3 protein-coding genes and 1 pseudogene are annotated in these 3,609 nt (G+C 35.8%); all 4 read right to left on the minus strand.

Annotated features, from left to right (window positions below; all coding sequences use genetic code 11):
• Nucleotides 1-1,385: 1,385 nt before the first annotated feature.
• On the minus strand, nt 1,386-2,075 hold the full coding sequence (locus IEU71_RS09725) for a DUF3800 domain-containing protein (RefSeq protein WP_004913565.1): 690 nt from the start codon (nt 2,073-2,075) through the stop codon (nt 1,386-1,388).
• A 115-nt stretch (nt 2,076-2,190) separates the two neighbouring features.
• Nucleotides 2,191-2,664, minus strand: a complete 474-nt coding sequence (locus IEU71_RS09730) for a holin (RefSeq protein WP_004913569.1) — start codon at nt 2,662-2,664, stop codon at nt 2,191-2,193.
• A 10-nt stretch (nt 2,665-2,674) separates the two neighbouring features.
• Nucleotides 2,675-2,878, minus strand: a complete 204-nt coding sequence (locus IEU71_RS09735) for a hypothetical protein (protein ID WP_004913572.1) — start codon at nt 2,876-2,878, stop codon at nt 2,675-2,677.
• Nucleotides 2,875-3,507, minus strand: a pseudogene (locus tag IEU71_RS09740) (collagen-like protein); the annotation flags it as partial. The gene IEU71_RS09735 and the pseudogene IEU71_RS09740, both read right to left, overlap by 4 nt.
• Between the last annotated feature and the right edge of the window lie 102 nt (nt 3,508-3,609).

Consider the following 3,609-nt stretch of genomic DNA (forward strand, 5'->3'; position numbering starts at 1 on the left):
GAAAACACTCAACTGGCAATCACCACGAAAGGTTTTTCAGCAGTTTGCAGTGTTCGGTTAATTCTTGCAATCTACCAAATATAAAAACCCCAAAGGGGTTGATTTTGATTATAAAGGATTAACCGCGAAGCATTATAGTACGTTGAAAAACCACTTTTGGGTAAAACACATTCTGTGTTTGAAGCAAGCATAACGCGCTTACTAAAATAAAGCAAATTAAAAGTGCACATCTTGGGGAGACGTACACTTGGGGGAGTGAGTATAATTGAGGTATCTACTCACATGTTTATTGTATATCACCTACTAATTTATAGCAAATAAAAACCCAACAAACACTATTCATTGAGAGAGAGAATAATTTGTACTGTTCAAAGAACATGTTTATTGAGCTATTAAATTGTATCACTTGTGCGGGTTGAGGGCAAATAAAAAATCGACCCGTGCTAGGTCGACCCAATGTACCTCGCGTACTTTGTTATCAGGATAACATTACGCTTAACATATTCCAGTGAGATTTACATTGTAGCAGAAATATTTCTTACATAAGTAATAACATTGTATTTTATTTATTGCAAATAAAAAACCCGACATGGGAGAGTTTGCATATTATGAATTAATGTTAGGACACATCGGGCTAAATAGTCACCTACTATGCTTATATATTATCACTACATAGCTTAATTAGTCAAACAAAAAGCTCAACAACACGTAAACATAAAAACCAAAAGAGATAACATTCAAAAGAGCCGTTGTTGAGCTGTGTAATTATTGTATCATGTAATTTATTTTTGGGTAATAAAAAAGCTCAACAGTGTAACATCAATTAACCCGCTGAGCTTGTAGTCCACCCTTGAAAGAACTACTCATTTAATTTATCACAAATTAAAACCCAGCAGAAGGATACATACAATTAAAGTCTGGGAGAGATGAAATTATGATTCTGTTGGGTAGTGTCAACATAAGGCTTACTTATTGTAAGCTATTTAAATTTTAAATGCAAATAAAAAACCCAACAGGTATGTTAGTTTAAAGGATTACAAAATAGAAAAGCGCTGGTGTTCTGTTGGGTAAAATGCTATTGCATTTGATTTTATTGTACAATTATTCACATACTAATGCAAATTAAAACCCAACAAACAAATTGTATACTTACGACCGTGTTTGTTGGGCTATTTAATGGTATCACTTGTGCGGGTTTAGTGCAAATAAAAAACCGCAGTTATGCGGTGCTAAAGTTCCTATTAGAAGGGCCATACATGTGTCTGATTACCATACAGGCAACTTACGTTATTTACATTTTAGGAAATGTGTGTTCGCAGATTGGCAAGAATTACAGTACCCTTCACACCAATAATAACACATCACTTGTTATAAATACAAGCTATTTAACTAAAAAAACTAATTTCATTATACTGGTAAGGAAAATACATATTGTGATTTGTCTGCGTTATATTTATCGATCTAATATTGCCAGAATTTGTTTGGCCAAGCGCTTGACTTCGGCATGCCCTTTCAAGACAGTTTGCAAATAAATCAGCAACTTGAATTAAGTCAGAGGCTTTTGAATTTCCATATAAGCAACTCGAAATATCTTTAAAAATATCTTTTTCTAAACACAGGGCAATGCGCAAATACATTGACAAGCTGTTAACGCTTTTAACTGTGCAATTTCTTTCGTCAATCAATATATCAACCACATCGCTTTTGCGACCTCTAAGTCTGCTAAAGTATTTCTGTATTATAAAATTAAAACATCTCTCCGGATCTTCGTACAATTGAGGTTTCAAATTCCAGTTGTCGATAATAATATAGTTGAAAGTGATATCAGTGTGATTACGCAGCTCCGAAAAGATATAGGATTTCATTTTGCAAGACATTGAAGAGCCTTTTATTTCTTTTGTGATATCCATGTTTTTGCATTTACCAGGATGGTGTTTTATATAGTTTTCTTTAGCTTTTCTAAAGTATCTAATGACATTTTTTGGTTCTTGTGTTTCGATCACAGAAATTATAAAATATCTATTCCAAGGATTTTCGTTCCTAGTGATACTGCCTGATTCATCTACTATTATCATGATAAGTGTTTCCAAATTTTTTATTAATATATTGAAACAACAATAACACATATTCATCGTACAATCAAAAAACCACCCAACCGGAAATAATCCAGTCGGGCGGTTTTTAATCTATTCATTTCTGTAAGGCGTTAACCTTTGCTTGTGCATCAGCTAATGCCTGTTGTGCTTTGGCTAACTCATCAACTTTCGCTACTTCACTAGCTTGTTGTGTTGCTGCCTCTTGCGCTTTAGCTTGTTCAGCCGTTATCTGTGGGTACGTCTGATTCAATTCATTAATCAATACAGCATATTCTTTTTCAATAGCGTTCTTGATTATTGCTTCATCGGCGTCTGATAACCCTAGCGCTGATAACGCTTGCTTGACAATATCAACGGCACCAGACTTCTTAGCTTCGCCCTCTAAATATTGCGTCACACCTAACTTTTGCATGGCTACGATTGCAGCCTTAGCCAATGGTGATAGAACGTTAATCAACGTTGTAGCTTTGCTATTACCAGTAATGACTTTACCAATCCAACCACCAATGATTGGAATAGCTGCCAAAGCGATTGCGATAATAACATCTGAAATACTATTTACTTGCATGTGATCTCCTTTAAATATAATCTTCTGGTGCGGGTGAGTGAGGCGCAGAATAGGCTGTAATTGCGTCGGACACTTGAGTAACCTGATCTTGGGTAATCAGTGATTTTACTAGATAATTTCCAGCGTAAACAGTTGCTAAGTCCGACGGAATCAATCCATCGTTAACACTACTAATTAACCCTTCTGTTAAGAATTCGCTTAAATCAAAACTCATTTCAAAGAACCTCCTAGCGCTACAATAGCTGCTTGTATTTTTGCGTAATCTGATTTCGTCAAAACTTCTGATGGATTAGCTGACCAATCAGTTGCACGAGAACCAGTTTCAAGCTTGACAAACTTAATGTATATGTCTAATACACCAGCAACAGAATTGAAATAAGCACGAAAAATGGGTCGGCCGGAATCCGCCTTCATTGTTGAACCAACCTTAGAATAAGATCCTGGTGAAATTGTGCCAAAATTATAGGCGGGTTTATACCCAAACCCAACCACATTAACTGTACCAGTTCCTTTTACCAATGTTGAACCAGTCGTTACCTGATTTTGGTTAAAAGATACTGGACTACAATATAAACCAAGCGCATTTCCAGTCCCAGTGATATGAATACAAGTGTCGCCATCAGAATCAGTTGTTACTGCTGCTTTACAATCTGCATTAGTTCCTTTATTTATCATCCAATTACCTAGTCCAGATGAAAAATTAGAATTAGTTAACAAGTTAGTTCCCACAGCACTATTATTAACTTGTGTTTGAAGCTCAACAAAAGCTGGCGCTGATGTCAAGCCGGCATTGTCAACAGTACCCGTATCGCCTTTGTCACCTTTCTCACCCTTAATACCTTGTGCTCGTATACTGAAAATCCGGACTGCTTTATTTCTAGGGCATAATCCGAGATAATCAAGTATAGGAGTTTTTTTATATTATGAAAGCTAAGCGATACTCAA

Origin of the sequence: Leuconostoc falkenbergense (assembly GCF_014634805.1) — a bacterium.
GTDB lineage: Bacteria > Bacillota > Bacilli > Lactobacillales > Lactobacillaceae > Leuconostoc > Leuconostoc falkenbergense.

Coding starts and splice junctions, on each gene's coding strand:
- IEU71_RS09725 (WP_004913565.1), bottom strand. CDS start 2,075: ATGATAATAGTAGATGAATCAGGCAGTATCACTAGGAACGAAAATCCT.
- IEU71_RS09730 (WP_004913569.1), bottom strand. CDS start 2,664: ATGCAAGTAAATAGTATTTCAGATGTTATTATCGCAATCGCTTTGGCA.
- IEU71_RS09735 (WP_004913572.1), bottom strand. CDS start 2,878: ATGAGTTTTGATTTAAGCGAATTCTTAACAGAAGGGTTAATTAGTAGT.